Annotated in this window: 15 protein-coding genes; 5 read left to right on the top strand and 10 right to left on the bottom strand. The window is 44.7% G+C overall.

What is annotated here, in order from left to right; genetic code table 11:
- A partial coding sequence (locus tag MKMG_RS11430; RefSeq protein WP_216842880.1) for a hypothetical protein occupies positions 1 to 264 on the bottom strand: 264 nt, incomplete at its 3' end.
- A gap of 482 nt (positions 265 to 746) precedes the next feature.
- Between MKMG_RS11430 and MKMG_RS06500 the strand changes: the two genes are divergently transcribed.
- Positions 747 to 4,208 carry a hypothetical protein gene (locus tag MKMG_RS06500; protein WP_165076730.1) on the top strand — a complete coding sequence of 1,154 codons (3,462 nt, stop codon included), beginning with the start codon at positions 747 to 749 and terminating at the stop codon, positions 4,206 to 4,208.
- Between the two features lie 108 nt (positions 4,209 to 4,316).
- Here MKMG_RS06500 and MKMG_RS06495 read toward each other — a convergent pair whose 3' ends face one another.
- Positions 4,317 to 5,414, bottom strand: coding sequence for an MFS transporter (locus MKMG_RS06495; RefSeq protein ID WP_165076728.1), 1,098 nt, complete (start codon positions 5,412 to 5,414; stop codon positions 4,317 to 4,319).
- 151 nt (positions 5,415 to 5,565) lie between these two features.
- Here MKMG_RS06495 and MKMG_RS11665 point away from each other — a divergent pair, with 151 nt between their 5' ends.
- Positions 5,566 to 5,688, top strand: coding sequence for a hypothetical protein (locus tag MKMG_RS11665; protein ID WP_256366069.1), 123 nt, complete (start codon positions 5,566 to 5,568; stop codon positions 5,686 to 5,688).
- A 25-nt stretch (positions 5,689 to 5,713) separates the two neighbouring features.
- Here MKMG_RS11665 and MKMG_RS06490 read toward each other — a convergent pair whose 3' ends face one another.
- Positions 5,714 to 6,505 carry an ABC transporter permease gene (locus MKMG_RS06490; protein WP_165076727.1) on the bottom strand — a complete coding sequence of 264 codons (792 nt, stop codon included), beginning with the start codon at positions 6,503 to 6,505 and terminating at the stop codon, positions 5,714 to 5,716.
- A gap of 3 nt (positions 6,506 to 6,508) precedes the next feature.
- Positions 6,509 to 7,141: an ATP-binding cassette domain-containing protein gene (locus MKMG_RS06485; RefSeq protein WP_165076725.1), complete on the bottom strand. Its 633-nt coding sequence runs from the start codon at positions 7,139 to 7,141 to the stop codon at positions 6,509 to 6,511.
- Positions 7,142 to 8,685: 1,544 nt separating this feature from the next.
- Between MKMG_RS06485 and MKMG_RS06480 the strand changes: the two genes are divergently transcribed.
- Positions 8,686 to 9,810, top strand: a complete 1,125-nt coding sequence (locus tag MKMG_RS06480; protein WP_165076723.1) for a PKD domain-containing protein — start codon at positions 8,686 to 8,688, stop codon at positions 9,808 to 9,810.
- A 96-nt stretch (positions 9,811 to 9,906) separates the two neighbouring features.
- On the top strand, positions 9,907 to 13,014 hold the full coding sequence (locus MKMG_RS06475) for a PGF-pre-PGF domain-containing protein (RefSeq protein WP_165076721.1): 3,108 nt from the start codon (positions 9,907 to 9,909) through the stop codon (positions 13,012 to 13,014).
- Positions 13,015 to 13,204: 190 nt separating this feature from the next.
- Here MKMG_RS06475 and MKMG_RS06470 read toward each other — a convergent pair whose 3' ends face one another.
- The 3 genes from MKMG_RS06470 to MKMG_RS06460 all read right to left on the bottom strand — a co-directional run bounded on the left by MKMG_RS06470 (position 13,205) and on the right by MKMG_RS06460 (position 15,537).
- Positions 13,205 to 14,056 carry an META domain-containing protein gene (locus MKMG_RS06470; protein ID WP_165076720.1) on the bottom strand — a complete coding sequence of 284 codons (852 nt, stop codon included), beginning with the start codon at positions 14,054 to 14,056 and terminating at the stop codon, positions 13,205 to 13,207.
- Positions 14,057 to 14,395: 339 nt separating this feature from the next.
- A complete protein-coding gene (locus MKMG_RS06465; protein WP_165076719.1) occupies positions 14,396 to 14,797 on the bottom strand; it encodes an STAS/SEC14 domain-containing protein in 402 nt (133 codons plus the stop codon).
- Positions 14,798 to 15,177: 380 nt separating this feature from the next.
- A complete protein-coding gene (locus tag MKMG_RS06460; protein ID WP_165076718.1) occupies positions 15,178 to 15,537 on the bottom strand; it encodes a helix-turn-helix domain-containing protein in 360 nt (119 codons plus the stop codon).
- Between the two features lie 86 nt (positions 15,538 to 15,623).
- On the opposite strand from MKMG_RS06460, the gene hcp reads away from it, so the two are divergent.
- On the top strand, positions 15,624 to 17,243 hold the full coding sequence (gene hcp, locus MKMG_RS06455; protein ID WP_165076717.1) for a hydroxylamine reductase: 1,620 nt from the start codon (positions 15,624 to 15,626) through the stop codon (positions 17,241 to 17,243).
- A gap of 259 nt (positions 17,244 to 17,502) precedes the next feature.
- On the opposite strand, the gene MKMG_RS06450 is transcribed toward hcp, so the two are convergent.
- The 3 genes from MKMG_RS06450 to MKMG_RS06440 form a co-directional block, all read right to left on the bottom strand.
- On the bottom strand, positions 17,503 to 17,709 hold the full coding sequence (locus MKMG_RS06450; protein WP_165076716.1) for a hypothetical protein: 207 nt from the start codon (positions 17,707 to 17,709) through the stop codon (positions 17,503 to 17,505).
- A 119-nt stretch (positions 17,710 to 17,828) separates the two neighbouring features.
- Positions 17,829 to 18,542: a hypothetical protein gene (locus MKMG_RS06445; RefSeq protein ID WP_165076715.1), complete on the bottom strand. Its 714-nt coding sequence runs from the start codon at positions 18,540 to 18,542 to the stop codon at positions 17,829 to 17,831.
- A gap of 470 nt (positions 18,543 to 19,012) precedes the next feature.
- Positions 19,013 to 19,276, bottom strand: coding sequence for a hypothetical protein (locus tag MKMG_RS06440; protein ID WP_165076714.1), 264 nt, complete (start codon positions 19,274 to 19,276; stop codon positions 19,013 to 19,015).
- Positions 19,277 to 19,380: the final 104 nt, after the last annotated feature.

The raw sequence follows: 19,380 nt of genomic DNA, 5'->3' as shown, positions 1-19,380 counted from the left end.
GTATTTTTGTTCTTTTGTGATCTGGTAGGCAAGACCGAGGTCACTTGCAAATCCACTCCGGTAGGAAATCCGGTTATATGATGACCAGTCCGGGTTGGAGAAATCGCGTGAGAGCGAGGCATCTGCTGACCTGATGATGGCTGCTTCCCAGGAGTTCCATGGTGAAGATGAACTGTACTGGTATCCGGGAACCCCGGTAATGTCTGAGAACAAGAGGTTTGGGTGCGATGCTGCTGATGCTGAGAATGAGAAAAATATAGTCATTGGAACTAAGATTGCAAAGAATAAATATTTTTTTGTAATAGTGGTGGATATTATATCGTAAGTGTTCTTCATGCTTCCACACAGTCACCACACATATAATAAAGTTTGTTTTTGTTAACCTGAATGAAATATTGTGGATCACATTAATATATTACAATAATAGATGGGGTATCAGGTTATCATGATGTTGGGGACTCATGAAAGATGAGTTGAATCCAGTATTTTAAAAAAGGCACCGGGGATTAATTTCTTAAACAAAAATATAATAAAAAAGGGTAATTATGGGATTAAAAAGCTTAAACTGGCTGAAAAATACGGGATGCTTTAAGCGAATTCATTCATATTATGCTGAAGACAGATCTTTCTTTATATTATTGCTTTTTCTTATTGCAGTCCTGTTAATCGCATATATTATCCCTTCATTGTATTTTGGCCGTCCTTTTGGAACAGATACGTATACCCATATTTTTCACACACAGGAAATGTACGCAACGGATTCACTGTTTGATTTTTATGAAGAAATGGGAAAAAAGGTGTTGAATCCCCATCTCGAGGACAATCTTTTCAATTATCCCTTTGGTTCATGGTTGTTTATTGCCGTTCTCGCGAAAGTTGGCAATCTTGAACCTGATTTCACTGCCTATGTATTCAGTGCATTGTTTTTGGGAATTGTTGCAATAACCTATTTTATCTTTTCAGGCCTTTTTCTCGAAACAAAATCTCAAAAAATATTTGCCGTTTTGTTTCTGTTTTCTATGCCCAGCGTTGTGCTGACGGTGAACAATTTTCGGCCGTCAACATTTGTTCTGCCTTTTTTATTATTTGCAATATACACCTCTTATTCTGAAGAAATCACCATAAAAAATTTGTTTCTCATGCTAATGACGGTCTTTGTAATAGCGCTGAGTCACACCGGCACTCTCATTTATCTCATGATATTTTCCATTGGTTTTTTCTGGATGTATTGCCTGTTTGGGAGAAAATTTTCCCGTCCACTGTTCATATTGTCATCAAGCACGTTTCTTTTCTTCTGGATTGCGGTAAAATTTTTTCCTCATCTCTATCAACAGTATGCAGCGAAAGCAACACTCTTTTTGACCCCTGGTAATTTCCTTTCGAGCAAGTTTCACATATTTTTTGCGGATGAACTGAGCAATGTGATATATAACAATCTCTTCATAAATCATGAATTTGTTTATGTGATTATCTGCTCAGCATTTATTTTTGCAGTAGGAAGTCTACTTGTCTTTCTGGGAAATGAGATTTCCCAGCATTATTCACGATTTTCAAATGAAAGAAAATTTGCCATCATCCCTTCGACAGGAATGTCTCATTCATTTTTGACAACGCCATTCTGGATCGGACCGATTCATGTAATACTTGGCATCATTGGATTTTTCCGGCTTGATCTGAAGGGTAAATGTTTAGCGGTAACAGTGGTTCTGACAACAGTTGCGCCAGCAATTATACAGGCTTCAGAAGGAATAACCGGCACTACCGGTGCTCTCAGAGAAATTTCATATCTCTACATAATAATCCCGGTTGTTGCTGTTTTGGGCCTCTGGTATATTGTTCAGGTATTAAAAACTAAACTTAAAAACAGCAAAATGGCAATAACAATTCTGTTTGTGTTTATTTTTTCTGTAATCATTGTCACTCCGGTAATTGGTAATGGATATTATCTGCCCTCGATTTCCGGTGATGATTATATAATTGAGGGGATGCAATGGCTGTCGGGTACAGGGAACCAGAATGAAAAAGTCGCGGGATATGGATACCGCACTGTGCCTGTGTATACTGAAAAAATGGATGTATCATACGGACTTGCATCCGGTACGCAGACCCGTACTTTTATTGGACTTTTAAATGGCATCTATTTCCATAAAAACGGCAATCACATGATGGACCTCTATTCACTTTTTGGCACCAGATATGTATTAATATCTGAAAAATTGATCAACAATCTTAATAGTGATAATGAAGGGGTAGTTATTGATTCACAACAGTCCCTTGATAAAATATTTTCAAGCAGGGATTTTGGAATATATGCCTTTTTTAAACAATCAAACAGTCCTGATGATGGGAATTACATCGATGAACAGTTGTCAATCAATAATATTGGATCAAACATTGAGATAAAATCAAAATCGTATAAAGTGATCATTGATCAGCAAACGCCAACGATTAAATCTATTGGCGATATTTCCCGGAATTACCTTCAGGAAGGTGTGATGTACGAGATGGCCCGAATCTCCTGGCTGGGGAATAGTGATGATCTGGAGTCATATACGTTCTTTGATGAGACTTTTACAAGGGAGGTGGTAGAAAACCAGATCATTTACCGCACCGTTCTTAAAGATGAACGGGGAATTAACGACTGGTCATCCGTTACCGTAATATATACATTCCTGCCTGAAATGATTAAAAGAGAATTTACTATTTCAAATGACAGGCTTTCTACAAGTGATGCACCTGTAATGAAAGCATATTTTTCCACAAATCTCTTTATGCCTGCATCCACTCTGGTCCTGAAAAAATCCCTGAAAAGGCTTGAAAAGGAGATATATCCTTCAGAAGATGCGGTGGATATTGATGATGTTTATGAAGTGTTCTACCTTTCAGATGGCGATTCCGGATTATATATTAAATATGGGGATACTGCCCCGTATCCCAGATATATTTCATACAAAGGGTCCACGGCATATGATTATAGTTCACTCAGTATTGGTAATTTTGAAATGGTTGAACCGGGTTCATCTCTTCATCTTACTCAGTATATATCGGTTGGCAGTGAGGATATTGCTGAACAGCATATTGAAAATGAAAACCGAATTGCACTGCATCCATATCCTGATGCAATTATTCCGTTGATCCTTTGTGGGTATGACCTGGGTGGAAATACAATGAGGTACGGAAAAATTGACACCTTTGCAACAGGTAACAATAGTATCGAATATACGGATGTTTCAGGGGTTCTGCGGCTTAGAAATACACTTAATTCAGTTTTTAATGACGGGGAGAGAGGGATTCCTTACACAATCTCTGTTGCGGTAAACTCTCCTTATAAAAATATTATGTATTGTGAAGGATTGCGCCATCCTCAGATGGCATACTACCATGGAGAACCGACGGGAACTGTTATTCTGCCGGAATCAGAGCCCAGGACTGAGTTTTTGTCAAGCCGTTATACCAGGCAGGAATTCTTTTCTGACTGGAAAAATGTGATCAGAAGTGTCTCTGCAAACGATGACATGGCGCTGTTTCTTATGCGGCCTGGAGATGTGGAAGATCCAATATATTCCCAGAATTTTCAGGACATTGTTTCCTATGCAGAGGACTATGGTCTGACTATCGCCGAACCTGAAGAAATTGCCAGTCATTTCAAAAATCTACAGCAGATTGCCTTCGATTCTTCCTTTGAAATGGATGAAGCAATAATTACTGTGACTAATGAAAATGATGTGCCGGCAGAGGATGTGACTTTCGTTGTGCGAATGCCAATGCTGGACCAGGGTGTCTACGTTGTTGACAATGGAGAAATCGAAAAGACAAGACAGTATTTTGATCAGAATATTATCTATATCTCTGTTGACCTTGAGCCGCAACAGTCAAAAACGATTTCAGTCAGGCCTGGTCTTACAAAGAAGAAGCTCTTTATCGACATTCCGGATTCCCTTAAAGAAGGAATGGTAAAAATTATTGTAAGAGATGTTGAAGGACAGCCCATTGAAAAAGCACGTATCACAATTGATGATACGCCATATACCACGAGTGGATGCGGCAATGTCTCTTTGTATTTGAGACGTGGTTCATACGAGTTAACTGTGGAAAAAGCGGGTTATCTTAAAGAAACACTGAATATTGATGTTAATAGCTATTTTTCGGTTATTGAGGAGATAATAAAGTCTGTTTCCCTCTCGCAAAATAAATCAGAATTGGTATAGCAGGCAGGTATGGTGACTGCTCCCCGACTGAAGTCGTGGACTTTCTGCCTGTTTTCTTCATAATTTTGGAGCAACGACGGTGATCATGGTTGGTATTAAACAGCTTGATTATTCAGGAAGGGCACACCTGCACCGGGCGATTGTTACGGTAACCAGCAGGCAGAAAAAACCACTGACAAAAAATGTAGCAGCATAGGAAATAAATTCCGTAAGGATGCCGGATATAAACGGCAACACTGCCATTCCGCCATATGATGCGGCGGTCAAAAGGCCTATTGCTGTTCCCTGTAGTTTTTCGCTGGTTGCAAGGTAATTCATCTGAGAGACAAAAACAAATCCGATTGAGGCTCCGATTACCATAAACAGGAAAAATACCCCCCCTATTCCCACATAGACTGGTGCAACGAATGAAAAAATCACTGCCATTCCCACCAGTGCAGACGCCATGCGTATTGTCTGTATCGGCTGAAGAGATAGATGTGGGGCAATCAGTGAACTACAAATCGTTGCGGCATTCATTGTTGCAAACAGCATTCCCAGAATAAATGGACTTTCGTCTGTAAATTCCGGATATAATGAAACAAGAACACCTGAAATCCCAATCAGAATAAATGATGAAAAATACAGCCACCGGTTTCTCCAGCCAATCGTATGGATCTTGGGTATGTTGTCTGTAGGTTCACTTTTTGTATCTGATAAAAAGAATGAAAAAATCAGGGGTATAAATACAAGTCCTGTAAAGAGCATCACCCCACTATTCTGGCCAAAATGGGCATTCAGGATACCTGTCCCCATCAGTCCGGCGATCAGTCCGGCGTTTAAGGCAGCAAAATACAGGCCGGAGAGACGGGTATGGTCGGGCTGTATATTAACCCAGGAGAGTGCACAGGAAACAAACAGTCCTGCACCGATTCCTTCGACAATCCGTGCGACAGTAACTGCATACGGGTTTGAGACCAGCAGAATAATGCCCCCGGATAATACGGTGAGGAGGAGGCCTGCAATAATAAATGGTCTGCGACCATATCTGTCACCTAACACTCCTGCCGGAATGACCATTACAAATGCACCAAAAAAGTATGCTGAAAAGATAATGCCCTGGAGGGCGGGCATTTCATCTGCATATTCCGGAAGAACCGGCACAATAGCATTGGAAAGTGCCATTATGATAAAAATGCCAATGACCAGTGACAAGCGTTGTTTCATTAGTTTACTATGTGTATGTGTACGTTGGTAAAAAATATGAAGCTAAATTATTTCCAGATAACACAATTAAACAGGGAGAAGATTGTAACGACCCTTCCTTAGAGAACTGAGACACTTTTTTTATTTTTTACCTCTCTGGAAAAACTATCTGATGCCAGAAGAGAAAACAGAACTGAAGACAAAACCCGGAATCGGGGAAGATTTTATGAATCTGAATATGGACGAATGTATCCGGTGGGTCCTTGATTTTCTGGACCTGGAAAGTCCGGCCTGAAGGACAGGACGGCCTTCTTGTTTTCTCATTTCCTGAGAAATATATCTTTCTTCAGCATGCCGAATTCATCGAAGCTGATGTACGATGTAAGAATGATGGCAATGGTGACACAGACGGTTGTGGCCGTATATATGGTGAGCATCAGTGCAATCTGATAGGTTATCGCTGTCATCGGGGAGAGGCCTGCAATCAGCTGTCCGGTCATCAGGCCCGGGAGAAATACAATTCCCATCACAGCGACATTGCCCAGAGAGGGTTTGAGTGCGGACTTCAATGCGGTCCTGAAATACGGGAGAAGTGCCTCTGTTCTCTGTGCACCGAATGAAAGCCCTGAGATGTACCGGTTTTCATTTCTGCGCAGGTCGCTATAGAAGAGAGAGACTGCGATGATGGTCCCTCCAAGGGAGTTTCCCAACAGCATTCCGCCAATGGGTATCAGAAACCTGGCTTCAGCTATCCCGCCATCCTGGATAATCAGGATCTCAAAATAGACGAGAGAGAGAACGGTTGTAATGACAAAGGCAGCAACGGTCGGGAGGTAGAGTTTTTTTATGTTTAATTCCTGTTTTCGCACTGACTCATATGCTGCAACCGTGATCATGACACATAACCAGAGCACATTCAAAAGGGGATTGTTATAGTCAAAGAGAACGGTCAGAAAAATACCTGCAAGGCCCAGCTGAACTGACATCCGAAGAAAGGACCAGACAGTTTCCCGCATCATCGGAAGGCGGGTTTTGTGCATGATGAGAACAGGAATTGCAAGCAGGAGAAAGGCAAAGAAGAGTCCTGATATAGGGATGTCAGGTGTGGCCATTCTTCAGATGCCTCCGACGGGGATGATACGGGCCTCTTGACGGTACCAGACCTCATCGTGTGATATGGCAATCACGGTCCAGTCCTCATGAGAGAGAAAATAGTCTGCAACCGTTGTTTTCATTTGGCTGTCAAGGGCTGCGGTGATTTCATCAAGGAAAAAGACTGTTCGTTCAAGCAGCAGTGCGATGATAATGGCGATTCTCTGTTTTTCTCCTCCGGAAAGTGAGCGGAAATCTTTGTCAAGGGTTGTCTCGTCCAGGGAAAACAGGGTGAGATATTTGTTCAGAGAGTCCCGGTAGGGAATTGTCCGGTTAGCGGAGTATGCAAAGACACCGTCTATAAATTCTCTGGCGGTTCCTTCCCCAATGTCTGAATCCTGTGAAATGTATGCGGTTTCCTGCCGTATGTGCCATGCAGTATCTGCATCAATCTCATGCTTTCGGTACGAAACCATGCCGTTATCCGGTCTGGTATACCCCTGTGCCATCTTCAGAAGGGTCGATTTGCCTGATCCTGAGATTCCCCTGAGTATGACTTTATCACCTTTGCATACGGCAAGTGAAAAATGTTCGATAATGGTGGTTCCATCAAATACGACGGATACATTGTCATATCTGATGATCTCTTCTTCCATGAAGCCTGCTCCTTTGGTTGTCAGGTTTGATCATTTCACTGGTGAGAGTTTATGTGTTTCACTATTCATTCACCCACATTAAAATCTGCACTTTAGGCAATTATCCTCAACACTATCCATCTGCCTAAAAGAATTATTCAGCAATATACTATCAAAATAGTTTTATTGAAAGAAGACATGCGGAATGGCAGCATAGCAATATGCATAAATAAAAACGGTGTGAAGTACGTTTTATAGGGTATACTCCAATAGAGCTCGCTATTTTCATTGGAAGTCTGGTTGCAATTATTGCAAATGTCTTCAATATCGCAACAGGTGCTACAGGAACCGGATTTTATATCTCCTGTTTTGTTATCCTGATGTTTATCTTCGTTATTGTCATGACGCTGAAGAAGGAATCAAAAACGGTGAAATAACGGGATAATCCCTCACCCTGTTTTTTGTAACCCTGTGTCCACCCTATGTGACCCCCTGTTTGGGGGGATTGGGGGGCGGAATGGACGTATTTTCTGCTCTTTTTTACTGCTGGAAAAATACGGCTTTAATGCCTGTTATTTGCTAAAATGACGATTTATTGCGGAATACTGAGCGGTCGCTATTGGCGGATATTTTGGGAGGATGTTGTGGGCTGTCTTTGGTTGGGAACGGCCCGCTCCGGGCTTCTGTGTGGACGCGTTTTTCCGGAGTGCAGACCCTTTTGGGGGTTATTTATGCGTTGCTTAACCAGATGCCGGGCATTTGCCCCAATTGAAAGGTATCGTACACCGCAGCTGTAGGAGAAAGAGAGAGCAAACAGCATTTTTGGTGCTCATCACCCGGAATCTGAGACCTGATTTTTAGGAGGAACATCAGCTACACAAGACTGTCACGTATGACTTCAGGAGATGATTTCATATGATTGGTGTATTTATTCTCGGACACTAACTGAGTCATATAATGGGAAGATGGTAACACCTCCCCCTATCCGACTGAGTTATTGTTTACAAAAAATTCCGCCGTCTCCTCTGGAAAATAATGATGGTAATTCTTCTCTTCAGGTTGGGACACAACCCTATTTGATGTCGACAATAAGCCAATTTTTATCCCTTTGATTAACTAAATGGCACTAATCAAGTCTATTTTGGTCAATAAATTGTCGTTCTGGCGAGACAGATTTAGTTCTGTCCCAGCCTGTCTTTCTCTATTTTTACCAGATTTCCTGAACGGAGTTTATCAATGTGCCATGAGATTGTGGGTTTGGATACTTATCCTATAATAAATAACCCCTCTGATTTCTTTATTTTTATCTAAAAGGACAGAAAAATACCCATACACCCTTAAAAAACTATATCCCACAGGATTTTCAAATTACTACCGATTCGGATAGAAATATTCAGAATGGTGTGTGATTAAATATGTCAAAGAATGGAATTATGATTTTACTGCTCATATCAGTGATATTTGGGATTTTTATGTCCCCTGTTGCCGCATATGAGAATTACCCTGATGCAGGGAGTAGTAATGAAACCGAGTTCATAGAATGCAACATTACAGAGGATGGCGCAGTGAATACGCCAGCAGCGAATGAACCGGAAGTGTCGGATGCCGGTGCAGCTGACAATGCAACGCATCCTGTTGATGCAAATACTACTCTTTCTGCCATTTCCGATCTGGCCGAACACGTGGCAACATGCACGGTAACAGGCAGAATCGTAGATGCAATGACCGGTGACTCACTGGAAGGTGCGCTCATCTCTGTCGGAGGAAAAAGTGCAGATTCCGATATGAATGGTGAATTCACCATCACCGACGTCCCCGTTGGAGGATTGTCAGTGGAATTCAGTGCTTCACCGTTAAGTGGAGATACGCCACTGGATGTCAGTTTTTACGATCTCTCTTCTGCCAGTTCTCAGGAACTGTCCGTGATATACGGTGGATATATTGATCTCGTCTATGACATTGAGTGTACGGCAGGAAGCACCGTTTCTGTCCATCCGGTCCTGATGCCCGCAGGAACAGCCAATGATTTAACGGCCGTCCTGACATGGGGTGAGAATCCCAGCGACCTTGACAGCTGGTTGTTCACGCCTGAAATTGAGGGCACAGCACACAAGATATATTATGGAAACAAGGGTTCCCTTACAGAAATCCCATATGCACAGCTTGATGTTGACGATACATCTTCCTACGGCCCTGAAACGATGACAATCAGTCAGAGTTATCCGGGTACATACCGGTATACCATCCACTGGTTCAGTGGTTCAGGAACATGGACAACTGCCGGTGCAACCGTCAATATCTATCAGGGTTCAAATTGTACAGGCACCTATTTTGCTCCTCAGTCGTCCCTCGGCGATGAATCATACTGGGAAGTGCTTGAATATGACGGAACATCAAAGACCGTAACGCCGGTAAACAGGATTACTTCCGAAAGGCCGTCTGCCACAGCTGCGATAGATGCCGTGGATACAGCAGACACAGCGAATAACATTAAAATACCATCTGACGCTGATGACGACCGGACTGATGCTGCCATTGAAGATGTATATACGGATTCTGCTGAAATATCTTCATGGGAATGGGATTTCGGTGACGGCACACCATCATCATATGAAAAAAATCCCACCCATACCTATATTGAAGAAGGAGAATTTGATGTCACGTTAACCGTATCCGATGGTTCAGATTAGGTCACTGAAACAAAATTAAATTATATCTCTGTCACAGCCTCCCCGGTCATCAACTTAGTCACCCCGTCAGCCGGTGACAACACCGGAACCGTTGCAATGGAAATTGAAGGCAGCTATTTTGAATCAGGGGCTGCGGTTACACTGCTATGGGGAGAACAGACTGAAATACCCGCAACAGATGTAATTGTTGACGATTCTGGCACTCAGATCAGCTGTACGTTTGATCTCACTGACGCCCGGGGAGGCAGCATGACCGTTGTTGTCACAAACCCGGACGGAAAAACAGGGCAGATGGACGATGGATTTACTATCATTGACAAAATCCCGCCTGAATTACTATCATTCACATCCACCTCACCGGATGGTGAGTATGGAATTGGCTCAATAATCGATATACGTGCAACATATTCCGAAGAACTACAATCCGGCAGTAGTGTGGTAATCACTCTTAATACAGATGCAGAAATTACCCTGGACACACTCTCATTTTCTGATATAAACCCGGTTTCTGTCGGTCGTATTTCAGGCGATACTCTCAGGAGTCCGGCAGGCGTCTTTGTCAGTGGTGATTATGCATATGTTACATCAATGAGTGGAGACTCCCTTACGATCGTTGACATTTCCCGACCGGAAAATCCTGTGGCAGCAGGTTCCATTTCAAACGTGAGACTAAACGGTGCGTTTGGCGTTTATGTCAAAGGTGATTATGCATATGTAGCCGGTTCAGATTCCGATTATCTTGACATCATTGACATCTCAAGTCCCGCCAGTCCCGTTGAAGTCGGTTCTTTTACAAGTGGTAATTTAGATTCTCCATCCGGTGTTTTCGTCAGTGGCGATTATGCGTATGTGACATCAATGGATGGAAATTCCCTTGAGATCATTAACATATCAGACCCGGAAAACCCGGTGGAAGCAGGAGTCATTTCAAATGATAATTTGTCTGAGTCATATGACATTTTTGTGAGGGGCAATTATGCCTACGTCCCCTCCAGCAGTTCCGGTGTGCTTGAGATCATAAACATATCAAGTCCGGAAAATCCGGTGGAAGCAGGTAATATTTCAAATGACAATTTAAGAGGTGCAACCGGTGTCTTCGTCAACGGCGATTATGTCTATGTTACCTCCATGGAAACCGCCACTCTTGGGATCATCAACATCTCCGATCCGGAAAACCCGGTGGCAGCTGGTTCCATTTCAAGTGATAATTTAGCAGGTGCATTTGGCATTTCCGTAACTGGTGATTATGCCTATGTTGCCTGCATGTACTCTAATACCCTTGAAGTCATTGACATATCCAACCCGGAACATCCGGTGGAAGCGGCTTCTGTTTCCAGCGAACGGATGTCGGAGCCGATCGGAGTATCCGTTTCCGGAAACCACGCATATGTCGCCTGTATGGGGAGCAATAGTCTTGAAATCATCGAGTTAGCAGTGTACGATGAATTATCCGGCTCTTATGCGGTTGAACCCGGCCTGAGTACACCTCAGCTCAATGTTCAGTCAATATTGTCCCAGCATGCAGAAGACCCGTCAGGAAACATCTACTCCCTGACGACCCTTCCCCCAATCAACATTGCCGACGGAAGTGAGATTGCCGTTGACGGAGGGTTTGCAAACCCTGTATTAATTCCCCCGCAACTCACACCAGCAAACCAGGATATCCTTTTCATTGCCGGATGGGAGGGGCACCCCGATTCCTTAACACTTGATTTTGGTGACGGCACCGCTCCGTATACCTCGTCTTCATTTGGAGACGTCACTTCCGTGAGTATTAACCACACCTACGTTATGCCTGATACCGAATATACCGTCGTGCTTACGTTATCACAGGATGGTGTGGGAGAGAAGAGTGCATCAACAATAATAACGGTCATCCAGCAGGTGCCTGAAAAAATTGCCGGTGAAACATCAACACTGGATATTCCCGGCACCGTGATCACAACGAACGGGAACAGCCAGCAGATTCTCGTTAATGAATCCCGTGTGAGAGATGCCGGTGGTGAGGCGGGCACGCCTGACAATATTCTTACCGTTATAAAATCAGACCGGACGATCCTGATAATCAACACCGAAAACGCACCCGAATACCAAAACGGGAATTATACGGGCACGGTAACAGGCGTTACCATGATCCCACCTGCAGTCAATGCGACCATTGGTGGCGATATCGGCAGAGCAGCAGTTGATTTTTCCGTCACCATGACTGACTACCAGAGTGATGCCAGAATTGAGACCAGCATCAGTAAAGACATCGCCGCGGACGCACGCAATGCCTTCACCCTTGCATGCCCTGAAATGGGAGAAATAGCCTACACAGTGTACTTCACAAAATCCGGATTTACGAATTATTCATCCATTCAGGAAGCCACAATCAACTTCTCAGTGCAAACGTCGTGGGTGAATTCAATCGGCGGAAATGAATGTGTACGAATCATACGCTGGCTGGATGACGGCACAAGCGTTTCGTATACGCCGGAATTTGTTGGTTTTTCAGGTGAAAATTCAGTATTCCGGGTAACCACCGATGGATTTTCAGTGTATGGCGTGGTTTCCGTGCCAGCGGCAGCATCTCCGTCCGTATCTTCCGGGAGCGGCGGCAGTAATTCCAATGCCGGTGTTGGCCTGATACTCGATTTGAACGCAGGAGAACAGGTATCCGTCAGTCTGGACAACACCGCAGTCACTGACATTACCGTCTGGCCTGCAACAGATATTCCAGAGTTTATGGTGACCATTGAGAAGAAATCGGGTGTCCTGAAGGATATGCAACCCGATGCCTTAGTCTATGAGTATGACTTCTCTAAACTCTATAAGGCAGAAGATTCTGACCTCTCAACGATTGTCTATACATTCAGAATGCCAAAAACCTGGCTTGAAGAGAACAATGCCCTACCCGGAATGCTGTATTATGACGAATCTTCCAATGAATGGACTGAACTTTTGGTAAACGTGACCGGAGAAGATGAAAATTCAGTGGTTGCAGAGGCCAAAGCACCGGGATTCGGCTTGTTTGCGATTGTAGGAACAGGCACTTCTGATACAAAAGATACGTCACCTGTGGCAGAAGAGACCACGCCAGCTGTGACACCGGCACCGGAAGAGACAGGAAGTGAACCCACGTCACAACCGACACCGGCACCGTTCCTGTTTGTCATTCCGGCGGTATGCATGGGACTGATTCTGTATCTGAAGAGAAAGTGATTCCAACAGAAACCGTATTTTCCTTTTTTGCATCGTATCGTAAACCCAGACAGATTCACCGTTCCTGATTAAAATACAAAAAAAACCATCTGCATTGCAGATGTTCTGGTTGTCACAGGACCCCGTTTCCGGTTGTCCTTTTGTGTTCAAAAAAAGTATTTGAGGTGAAAAGGTGTGTGTTTTAAGGTTCTTACTCTGCTGCGGTGAACGTCAGTATGGTCTCATCTGACGAGTCCTGTAGTGTTAAGCAGTCTCCCTCAATCACGTAGCCTGCTGCCGTGTCCAGGAGTTTCAGGTATGTGCCCTCCTGGTCCATTGTCCCTTCGGGTTCATCGCAGAACATCTTTGTTGCACCAACAGGTCCGAACGAGAGTGCATTGCCATCGGTTTCGTAGGACGCGAAGTAGTTGTTGCACCCTGCAGAGCCGGAAATTCCGCTGTCTTCATCAAGGATCAGTGTGACTTTTGTTCCTGCGATGACAGAGACGATTGTTTCATTGCCGTTGTTGTATGAGGTTAGCTCCCACGTGGTTCCGGTCAGGGGTTCAGGTGCCGGTGGCACGGCCTTCTCAAAGACAAGCAGGACCTTCCCGTCTGAATCGTAGAGTTTCAGTTCATCTCCTTCAGCACTGAATGAGGCGGTTTCGCTGAGCAGTTTCAGGTATGTGCTCTCCTGCATCATCAGATCTTCAGGGCCTGCCATCATGGTGCTCCCGCATACTCCGAATGAGAGTGCATTGCCATCGGTTTCGTAGGACGCGAAGTAGTTGTTAATACCGGCAGAGCCTGCGATACCACCTTCTTCATCGAATATCAGGGTAATTTCCGAGCCTGCGATGACAGAGACCATCCCATCTGTCCCGTTGTTATAGGATTTCAGTTGCCAGTCGGTCCCGGGCAGTGACGGCACTGCAGTTGTTACGTCCCCATCCGTGTCGGGGGATGCGGAAAGGCACCCGGCACTAAAAAGGCATATTCCCAGAACAAGAACTGTTCCAATCAGGAATGACATGCCTGTTTTTCGGTCGTTCTTCTTTACCATACACTATAGTTGTCAAACAGAATACATAAACAAACCTTTGACTTCGAATAAATTGGAAGTCATAATCTTGCTATTTTTTAAAAATATATCCATAATGGCCTTTTTTGAATCTGTCGCAAACGCGATGCAGAGCCATTGATCAACTTCCTGTCGCGATGAGTGGTGATGAGATGCGATATCGAAAACTGCCAATGTTGTGATCCCGTCTGCACCGAACTGCAGGGGCTGTGTGTGTTGTGACCCGACGGCTGCATAAAATCTTCCAACAAAAAAAGAGCGGTTCACCACATTTGGACAAGACAATCGTCACGGGAACCCCACGTTGCGGCAAATACCGGATTAGTGGAACGCCATCCGCATGCCGGGTTTCTGCTGCATACCTTCGCATACCCAGTTCCATGCCTCATCCTGACGAGCGACACGAAAAAACCGGACATCAGTATTGGGGAAGATGAAGAAATGGTCAACGTAGTTCAGTCGCCTCTCCCAGACCTCATCACCAATGATCGCTTCCCGCTCGATATAGAGCACTCTTGAGTCCTCCCTGACATCGTCGTCCATCGCCCCCATATCCTCGCTCTGGATATCAGATATATCAATAAAAAGTCGTATCAGTCCGTAATTTTTAATCGTCCGGCGCAACACCGGCATAAAGTCTTCAGTATAATCCTCATCCGTGATCTCGCCGATGAACCGGAATCCGAGCACAGCACCGTGGCTTTCTGGCAGTAATTCTATCATTTTTTCTTCACCTCACTTCCCGGTGTCACCGGCATGCTGCAGAGATTCCCGGAAGATATCGCCGGAGCATCACAGCCCGCTTCACACCCCATGCGAATGGAAAACAGTCCACCCACCATGATTCCCGCCTTCCATATCTCCACGTCATGGGAAGGTTTGAGAATGGGTAGAATGTAATCGGAAGAATAAATACCTTTTTGCTGCCCGGTGGAAGCTCAGCGGGAGTATGAAAATCATCCCCATATCCAGAGATATGTCATCTCCACCCCCTCTGTCCGACCCTCATTCTGCCATCGATTCACATGCAAAAATTATTGCACTATTTTGATTGACTATGATATTCTGATTATTCAATGTGAGAGATACTGAGATCCGAAAAATCATAATATGCAATCTTTGCAGTTCTGATTTCCACAATCAATGTTGTCAATTTTGTACTTTAACGCCCATTGCTTGAGGTGTTTAATGACATCAATCAGACCAAGGCCACTCTCTGTCAGATAATATTCACTCTTCACCGGGAAGTGTTCTGCATCAACCCGTCTCCCCACAAGCCCCTCCTCTTCCAGTTCTTTTAATCGCTGGGAGAGCACTTTTGCTGTGATCCCATCAAGTGAGTCTTTTAATTCAGAAAACCTTCGCGTATAGTCTTCCCCTTTATAGAGTTCAAATATTATCAGTAACGACCATTTTTTTGTCAGGTAGAGGGCGGTTTTGTAGACCGTGCAGTCCGGGTGCATGGTATATTATGAGAAACTCTCTGGTATTTATAACTTAGTATCAAATAGATATCTTGTATCAATAATATACTACGGGAGTGAAAAAAATGTTCTGTTATCAATGCGAAGAGGCCGCAAAGGGATGCGGATGCACAGTACAGGGGGTATGCGGCAAAGAAGAGTCAACTGCAGCACTTCAGGACTGCCTCATATATACCATCAAGGGACTTTCCCTGAGAAATATTGAGGCACGGAAGACGGGAAAAGACGACAGGAGGGCCGGACTGTTAATTGCAGAGTCTCTCTTTGCAGCTCTTACCAATGTGAATTTTGACAACGAACGATTATATTCACTGATTACACAGGCAATTGCAATCCGGGACTCACTTCCAGAAGGCGACTGCACGCATGATGCCTGCACCTGGAGGCCGGCAGCAATCGATGATGCAGTTAAGAAAGGCACAGAAACCGGTGTTCTGGCAACGGAAAACGAGGATGTCAGATCCCTTCGCGAACTTCTTGTCTACGGCCTGAAAGGCGTGGGTGCCTACTACTATCACGTTGTTGCCCTCGGGTATGAAAACGATGGCGTCACCCGGTTTATGGAAGAGGCACTTGCATCAACACTCGAAGATCTCGAAACGGATGAGATGATTGGATGGGTTCTGAAATGTGGTGAAATCGGTGTTAAAGTGCTCGAGAACCTCGACAGCGCAAACACGTCCGCATACGGAAATCCGGAGATCACCGTTGTTGCAACCGCTCCCTGCACAAATCCGGGCATTCTTGTCACCGGGCACGATTTAAAAGATCTCGAACAGCTTCTTGTTCAGACCGAAAACACCGGTGTGGACGTCTACACCCATGGTGAGATGCTTCCTGCTCATGCATACCCGGTGTTAAAAAATTACTCTCATCTGATTGGAAATTACGGCGGCTCATGGCCACACCAGAAGAAGGAATTTGACAGCTTCAACGGCCCGGTCCTCGTCACCACAAACTGCCTTGTGCCGCCCGCAGAGTCATACCGTGACCGGGTGTACACCACAGGGCCAACCGGATTTACGGGTTTAAAACATATCTACGAAGACGCAGAAGGAAACAAGGACTTCTCTGACGTGATTGCACGTGCAAAGGCATGCAAACCCCCGACAGACATCAGCGAAAAGAGGGACGGATATGTGAATGAACTGATCACCGGATGTGCCCACAACGCTGTTCTTTCCATTGCAGACACAGTGATTGATGCAGTGAAACAGGGTCAGATCAAGGGATTTGTGGTCATGGCCGGCTGTGACGGACGGCATAAGGAACGGGAATACTATACCGAGTTTGCAAAGGCACTCCCTCAGGATGTCGTCATTCTTACCGCAGGATGCGCCAAGTACCGCTACAACAACCTTGACCTCGGTGATATCGGAGGTATTCCCCGTGTCATTGATGCAGGGCAGTGCAATGACTGCTACTCTCTGGTGGTCATCGCAAAGGCCCTTGCAGATGCATTCGGAACCGACCTGAACGGACTTCCCATCTCGTACAATATTGCCTGGTATGAACAGAAGGCAGTGCTTGTGCTTCTCTCCCTCCTGCACCTCGGGATAAAAGATATCACACTCGGGCCAAAACTTCCGGCATTCATCTCACCCGGTGTCCTGAATGTGCTGGTAGAGAACTTCGGCATCCGGGCGAATACCACTGTGGAAGAAGACCTGAAACTTATGATCTGAAACGATCACTCCAGCTTACCAAATAACTCCGCAACCGTATTCAGCACCTCATACCCACGGTAGCTGATCCGGTATTCGCCCCGCTCACCCCGCTGGAGGATCATCCCACTCCTCTGGAGTTTTTCAAGATGGGTGAAGGCCAGCGCCTCGACTATGTCCTCCCGGTGGACGACTGGTGGGTCGGGGCTGGTGTCCCGGTCTCGGCAGTTGTGGATGAGAGTTATGCAGTAGGTTTTTGAGAGAAAACGAACCCATTTTTTTACAGCACGCAGGCCAAGTAGCAAAGAGAAGAAGAGATATCCGCCCCGGCAACCTCGCCCGCACCGTGGAGGGAACGGTTGTGGTAATCGGGGATGGAGACATTCGGGCTCTCAGCATCAGAGAAGTTGTCAGGAGGGCCGGTTCGGGTGGGTAAGATGGTCTCTGCGGAGTTCCGGATAAGTGAAGAAATAAAAAAAATCATCATCCCGGTCAATTCAATTCTGCCTTATACCATTTCTCACCCTGACACTCCCAAGACTAGGCGGGATCTTTGAGGAACTTTAACCGAACATATTGCAAAAGGCATTTAGAGTGGATTTTAAATTATAGACCATATTGTATTGATTTTTCCTGTAACCATTCTGTAATCATTTTTTTGACCAATATTTTTGCCTGCGGTAATGACATTGGATCAGGAGGTGCCGGGATCTTTTTTGCATGCCTGGCCTTCACACCCACGGCCTCGTGGCTGTTGGCAGTCTGTGTAAATCTGTTCAATTCTCTTGGCGTACACCAGCCTTTTTTGGGAATATTCCTAACATCTTCCCGAATTATTTCAAAGAGTTTGTATAATCCGTACCAATTTTCAAAATCATCAGACAATTGTTCAAACATCATTTTGACGGCCCGATCCTTTTGTGAGAGAATTATCCAATTTCTGACAGGATCTGCTGGATGATACTCTTCAACAGTTCCATCAGGGTTTATTGTTTCGACTTTAATTGAGGTGGTGGATGATGAAATGGACGTTGCACGGACGTAATAATGCTTTGTCCCATCATCATGAACCTGTGTAATATGACAAATTTTTATCGCGGAACCATTACCCAGAACAAGTTTTGAGGGGCCTCTGAGCAATTGTAACAGATATTCTGCTTGTTCTCTGACCTCCTGTTCGGTGGAAAGATCCATAAATCTCTCTGATTTTAGAACATAACTACTATTGTCCTCCTGTATACAGAAATCCAAAGTGTCGAATACTTTCGATAACTCCTTAAGTCTGTGTTCCTCTCCCGAAAGTGTGATTATCCATTCCATTAATCAATCATGTTTTCATTGAACGAAGATATAGTCGATTAAAATCTTCAATACTCTTGGATTATCGGCTCTATTGAAATCCTGTCGTTGAACGTTCAGACCCGAAGGGAAATAACCCCAAAAAATGGCCTGCGCCCGGGAAAAATATGTCCACACAGAAGCCCGGAGCGGGCCGATCTCAACCGGAGATAACCCATACATCCTCTCAAAATACCTGTCAATATCGACCCTTTAATAGTCTGTAATAAATGGTCATTTTAGCAAATAAATGGCATTAAATCCAGATTTTTCCTGCAGCAAAAATGTTCCGAAAATACGTCCGGTTTGACCCCTGATTCCCCAGTACAGGGGGTCGAAGAGGATATGAAAGGGTGACAAAAAACAGGGTTGATGCAGGAGCCCCCGTTTATGTCATGCATCCGGTCGGTGCATGCAGGCATGCCTACTGAACCAAAACAGGACCGTTACTATCAGGCATTGTCCTGCTGTTCGGTATACTCCCTGCATCGTCCGAAATACTGCCTTATCCTGTTTCTTACTTCTTTATCCGATCTGTTCAGTTCCTTGTATGTTAAAAAGATTCGGCCCGCATCCCCTATTGCATTGTGAGCTTTAAGCTTGCCTTTTTTGTTTTCAGGCAGTTCATACCGGAAATTATCCAAAGATATTTCATTGGATTTTAACTGCACATTCAGTGCAAAACAGGTTCTGTCCAGAGAGAGGCGTTTGTCCATCTTCATCCATACGTCATCGGTTAAGGAATATTTCCACTGGAAACCCCTATCCAGCCACTCAAAGATCGGTCAATAATTTTCTGCACGTACTCATTCGGTACCTA

The organism is Methanogenium sp. MK-MG (assembly GCF_009914725.1).
Taxonomy (GTDB): domain Archaea; phylum Halobacteriota; class Methanomicrobia; order Methanomicrobiales; family Methanomicrobiaceae; genus Methanogenium.
The sequence above is the reverse complement of the archived record's forward strand: the minus strand, read 5'-3'. Positions and strand labels throughout refer to the sequence as shown.